This is a genomic window from Pseudomonas sp. NDM, from assembly GCF_003105095.1.
GTDB lineage: Bacteria > Pseudomonadota > Gammaproteobacteria > Pseudomonadales > Pseudomonadaceae > Aquipseudomonas > Aquipseudomonas moraviensis_A.
Genome location: NZ_QETJ01000229.1, coordinates 1 through 5967 on the forward strand (window position 1 = coordinate 1; position 5967 = coordinate 5967).

The window sequence follows — 5967 nt, forward strand, 5'->3', positions numbered from 1 at the left end:
CAGCTGCCCAATACCCGTGTAGCCCTGCGTAACTCATGCGGGAGCAAGCTCCCTCGCCACAATTGCGTGTTCTAGTCGAACATGAAGAGCGCATCGTTACAGAACTGCGCCTCGAACCGCCCCGCCGGCATCGGCCGTCCGAACAGATAACCCTGCACCTCATCGCAGCCATGCTCACGCAGGAAGTCCAGTTGCTCGTGGGTTTCCACGCCCTCGGCAATTACCGCCAGGTTCAGGCTGTGGGCCATGGCGATAATTGCACGGGCGATCTGTGCGTCCTGTTCGCCGGACGGCAGGCCGTCAACGAAGGTGCGGTCGATCTTCAGCACGTCGATCGGGAATTGCTTGAGGTAGTTCAGCGATGAATAACCGGTGCCGAAGTCATCGACTGCGATACTCAGGCCGAGGTTTTTCAGTCCGGCAAGAATCTGCATTGCCTCGCTGACTTCGCGCATCAGGATACTTTCGGTCAGTTCCAGTTCCAGACACGCCGGTGGCAGGCCGGTTTCCCGCAGGATCGTCGCGATCCGGGTGCCCAACTGGCCGTCGGAAAACTGCCGTGCGGAGATGTTCACCGAGACCTTCGGCACCCGCACCCGCTGCTGGTGCCAGGTTTTCAGCTGTCGACAGGCCTCGCTGATGACCCAGTCGCCAACGTCCACCACCAGCCCGAGCTCTTCCAGCACCGGAATGAAATCCCCCGGCGGCACCAGTCCACGCCGCGGATGGCGCCAGCGCAGCAGCGCTTCGGCGCCGGTCAAACGTTTGCCGTCGCCGCTGAACTGTGGCTGGTAATACAGGACGAATTCGTTCTGCTCCAGCGCATGACGCAAATCGCTTTCCAGCTCCAGACGTTCCAGCGCACTGGCGTTCATGTCGGCCTGATAGAACTGGAAGTTGTTCTTGCCGCGTTCCTTGGCGTGGTACATCGCGGTGTCGGCGTTCTTCATCAATTGGCTGAGTTCGTTGCCGTCCTGCGGGCTCAGGGCAATGCCGATACTGGCGGTGACGAAGAACTCGCGGCCCTCCAGCACGAACGGCCGCACCAGACTGGCGAGGATCTGCTCGGCGACATGAATCGCCCGGTTCAGCGCCAGTTCACGGCTGGAGCGATGCTGCAACAGCAAGGTGAATTCATCACCACCCATGCGCGCCACTGTGTCGTCGTCATCGACGCAGGCCAGCAGACGCGTGGCCATGTCCTTGAGCATGCGGTCGCCAGCGGCGTGGCCAAGTGAGTCATTGATCGGTTTGAAACGGTCGAGGTCGAGGAACATCAGCACCACCCACGACTTCTGCCGTTCGGCCGCTTGCAGTGCGGTGTGCAGACGGTCCTGGAACAGCGTGCGGTTCGGCAGGTGGGTGAGGGCGTCGTAGTAGGCGAGGCGGTGGATGCGCTGCTCGCTGGCCTTGCGCTCGCTGATGTCGCTGAAGAAACACACGTAACTGGCCAGATCGCCTTCGTCGTCGAGCACGGCGGTGATGCCGACCCACGCCGGGTAATGCTCGCCGTTGCGGCGCTTCATCCACACTTCGCCTTCCCAGGTGCTGTGCTCGTGCAACTGCTTGAGCACGTAGCGCAGGTGCGCGTCCTGCTGCTCGTCGACGGTGAGCATGTTCGGCAATTGGTCGAGGACTTCGCTGACTGTGTAACCGCTGACCCGACTGAACGCTTCGTTGGCCTGGACGATGTAGCCGGCCGGGTCGGTGATCAGGATCGCCGAGGTCGAGTGCTCGAATACCGTAGCAGCCATGCGCAGGTCTTTCTCGGCACGGCGCTGCTGGCTGATATCGCGGCCGACGCCGAGCACGCCTTCGAACGCGCCGTGTTCGTCCCAGACCAGTACCAGGCGCAGTTCGATCGGAATCTTGCGGCCATCGGCGCGCAGGCAGTCGAACAGGAACAGCTGGGTTTGCACCTGACTGCGCAGCAACGCCAGTTGCTCTGGCTTGTCCAGCGCTTTGCTGACGCGGTCCATCAGCGTGTAGATGCCGTTCAACTGCCCGGGGTTAGCGATGGTCGATTGCCAGCCATTCTGGAAAATCCATTCGGCGTTGTAGCCAAGCACAGCCTGCACCGACGGGCTGACGTAGTTCAGCGAAAGCTTGGAGTCGGTGGAGAAAATCACGTCGCTGATGCTTTCGGCGAGCATGCGGTAGCGCTGCTCGCTGTCACGCAGCGATTCGCTGGCCTCGATCTGTTCGGTGATGTCCTTGGCGACGCCGATGATCCGCGTGACCTGATCGTGCTTGTCCCGCGCCAGTGCCTGTTCACGAATGTCGAAGCGCCGCCACTTGCCGTCGCGATGGCGGAAGCGCAGCTGGCATTGCAACAGCTGGCTGTAACCGGCGTGGCGCTGCAACTGCCGCGAACGATGGTAATAGTCGGCGTCTTCCGGGTGCAGGAGGATTTCCCAGAAGTATTCGCCCATCTGATGCAGTTCAGTGCGGTTGTAGCCGAGGGTCTGGCCGAGGTGGTGGTTGCTGAAAATCATCCGCTGGCTGATCACGTCCTGCACATACAGATGATCCGGCACGGTGCGCACCACGTCCGACCAGAAGCCTTCGCGCTCCAGCAACGACAGTTCGATCAGCTTGCGGCTGGTGATGTCGTTGATGCTGAGGATCACCGCTTTATAGTCGTGCTGCTCGCTCGGCAGGCGCAGGACCATCCACAGGTGCTGGTCGCGGCCATTGCTGTTGGGCAGTTTGATTTCCAGTTCCAGCTGCTTCTGCTGCTGCAGCACGGCGTCGAGGATCTGCTGACCGATCGCGCACTGCGGATGGCGCTGGCCGTCGATCAGCAGTTGCCAGGCATCGTCGCAGGAATGCACATCAAGCAGTTGCAGGGCGACCTGATTGACCTCGGTAACGCGCATTTCCGCGAGCAATTGCTGGCGCTGCTGCGGTTGGTCGAGCCAGGCCTTGAGCTGGTCGCTGGTCTGGATCTGCGCCTTGTCGAACATCTGCTTGAGGCCGGACAGGTCAAGCACGCACAAGGCCACGCCGGTGCCTTCGAAAATGTCCTGATAGCGCCGCCGGCCTTCATGCACCTGGCGCTGGCGGCGGCGCATGTTGAGCAGGGCAATCACCGGCAGCATCGAGAACGCCAGGCCGAGCAGGCATTTGCCGATGAACGCCGGCAGCAATTCTTCCAGCACGCGCTGGCGGTCGAACAGCCCGCGCAATTGCCAGTCGCTGCTGCTCAGCGGCACAGTCAGCACGGTGTTGGCGACATCGTCGGGGGTCAGCCCGCCAGCCTTGGCCGAGGGCAATCCGGCTTCGCGGCTGATGATCTGGTGATTGAGGCGGTTTTCCACCAGCCACAATGGGCGCAGGGCGGTGGCGTCCTGTTTGGTCAGCGAGTCGAAGAACGTCGGCGTCAGGCGCAACGCCCAGTAACCGCGACTGCTGCCGCTGGCCTGATGCAACAACAGGTGCACCACCGAGCCGTCATCGGCGTTGCTGAAGTAATGCGCCTGGGCGCGGCTGCGGCGTACCAGTTCGGTCAGGTAATCGGCGTCGGAGCTGTCGCTGGCGCTGTCTCTGATGATCCGGCCGGAGGGCGAGAGCAGGGCCATGCTGCGCAGATCGGGCAGCGAGCGCTGCAGTTTGCGCAAGAGCATCTGCTGTTCGTCGGCGGTTTGCGGTTGCTCGACGATCGGTAGCAGATTGAGGGCGATTTGCGCGTTCAGCGCCATGTTCAGGCTGACTTGCGCGGCGAGGTCGGCGGTGTAGTCGATGGTGTACTGGCGCTGGTTCTTCTGGGTTTCACGCAATTGATCGAGCAGTTGCCAGAACAGCAACGCGAGCAATAACAGCACGAGGGTGGCCAGCGCCCCCTTCAATGTCCCGCGCAGGGGCGAGCCGGGCGCCGGTGGGGTGCTGCTCACAGAGGCTGGCGGAGTGACATTGGTCAAGCTGTGATCCTGCGATTTGGCTGGACTGGCGCGACGTGCACTATAAGCCGGACGCCCGAAGGGCGGCTAGCATGCCTTGAGTTGTGGCGAAGTGCCAGCCCCTCTCGGCTGGACTGCCACCGGTCATTCAGGTAGCTTTGCCGGTTAGACGGGGGCGTTCCAGCCCCTACAATCAGACTTTTTCCAGCGCGCACGCATTGATCGTGATCAAGTGAACGACGCGCACAGTCTGGCCAGGCATCGCCTGCGCTCCAATCATTCATCTGTCACTGACCCAAGGTTCTCCATGGCTCAATACGTCTTCACCATGCATCGGCTGGGCAAAGTTGTTCCGCCGAAGCGGGAAATCCTCAAGAACATTTCGCTGTCCTTCTTCCCCGGCGCCAAGATCGGCGTGCTCGGCCTCAACGGTTCGGGTAAATCCACGCTGCTGAAAATCATGGCCGGCGTCGATACCGAGTTCGAAGGCGAAGCCCGTCCGATGCCGGACCTGAACATCGGTTACCTGCCGCAAGAGCCGCAGCTCGACCCCGCCAAGACCGTACGTGAAGTGGTCGAGGAAGCGGTCAGCGTGATCAAGGATGCGCAAGCGCGCCTGGACGAGGTCTACGCCGCCTACGCCGACCCGGATGCCGACTTCGACAAGCTCGCCGCTGAACAGGCCAAGCTCGAAGCGATCCTGCAGGCCAGCGACGGTCACAACCTCGAGCGCCAGCTGGAAGTCGCCGCCGATGCGTTGCGTCTGCCCGCCTGGGACGCGAAAGTGGAACACCTGTCCGGTGGTGAAAAGCGTCGTGTCGCCCTGTGCCGTCTGCTGCTGTCCGCCCCGGACATGCTGCTGCTCGACGAACCGACCAACCACCTGGATGCCGACTCCGTGGCGTGGCTGGAGCATTTCCTCCACGACTTCCCGGGCACCGTGGTCGCGATCACGCACGACCGGTACTTCCTCGACAACGTCGCCGGCTGGATTCTGGAACTCGACCGCGGCGCGGGCATTCCTTACGAGGGCAACTATTCGGGCTGGCTCGAAGCCAAGTCCGATCGTCTGGCCCAGGAGTCCAAGCAGCAGTCGGCTCATGAAAAAGCCATGAAAGAAGAACTGGAGTGGGTGCGCAAAGGCGCCAAGGCCCGCCAGTCGAAATCCAAGGCACGTCTGCAACGCTTCGAGGAAATGCAATCGCAGGAATTCCAGAAGCGCAGCGAAACCAACGAGATCTATATCCCGGCCGGTCCGCGCCTGGGCGACAAGGTCATCGAGTTCAAGAACGTCACCAAGGGTTACGGCGATCGCGTGCTGATCGACAACCTGTCGTTCTCCATGCCGAAGGGCGCCATCGTCGGCGTGATCGGTGGTAACGGTGCCGGTAAGTCGACGCTGTTCCGCATGCTCATGGGCAAGGAAACCCCGGATTCGGGCAGCATCGAAATCGGCGAAACCGTGCAACTGGCCTGCGTCGACCAGAGCCGCGAAGACCTCGACGGCAGCAAGACCGTGTTCCAGCAGATCTCCGACGGTTCCGACCAGATCCGCATCGGCAACTACGAGATCCCGTCGCGCACCTACGTCGGCCGCTTCAACTTCAAGGGCGGCGACCAGCAGAAGTTCGTCAAGGATCTGTCCGGCGGTGAGCGCGGTCGTCTGCACCTGGCGCTGACCCTGAAGGAGGGCGGCAACGTCCTGCTGCTCGACGAACCGTCCAACGACCTCGACGTGGAAACCCTGCGTTCGCTGGAGGAAGCCCTGCTGGACTTCCCGGGCGCCGCCATTGTGATCTCCCACGATCGGTGGTTCCTTGACCGTGTCGCCACGCACATCCTGGCGTACGAAGACGACTCGCAAGCGGTGTTCTTCGAAGGCAACTACACCGAGTACGAAGCCGATCGCAAGAAACGCCTCGGTGAAGCAGCGGCCCAGCCACACCGGGTACGTCACAAGAAACTGGCCTGATATCGGGTTGGTTGCAGAAAGAGCGGAGCCTTCGGGCTCCGTTTTTTTTGCCCGGTTTTTTTCAGCGGGACCGAGGTGTGGCCATCGCGAGCAGGC

General features: G+C 61.9%; 2 protein-coding genes. One reads left to right on the plus strand and one right to left on the minus strand.

Annotated features, from left to right (window positions below):
- Positions 1–71 precede the first annotated feature (71 nt).
- A complete protein-coding gene (gene morA, locus DCO47_RS25215) occupies positions 72–3920 on the minus strand; it encodes a cyclic di-GMP receptor MorA (RefSeq protein WP_116659170.1) in 3849 nt (1282 codons plus the stop codon).
- A gap of 286 nt (positions 3921–4206) precedes the next feature.
- On the opposite strand from morA, the gene ettA reads away from it, so the two are divergent.
- Positions 4207–5871, plus strand: coding sequence for an energy-dependent translational throttle protein EttA (ettA, locus tag DCO47_RS25220; RefSeq protein WP_016773108.1), 1665 nt, complete (start codon positions 4207–4209; stop codon positions 5869–5871).
- The last annotated feature ends 96 nt before the right edge of the window (positions 5872–5967 follow it).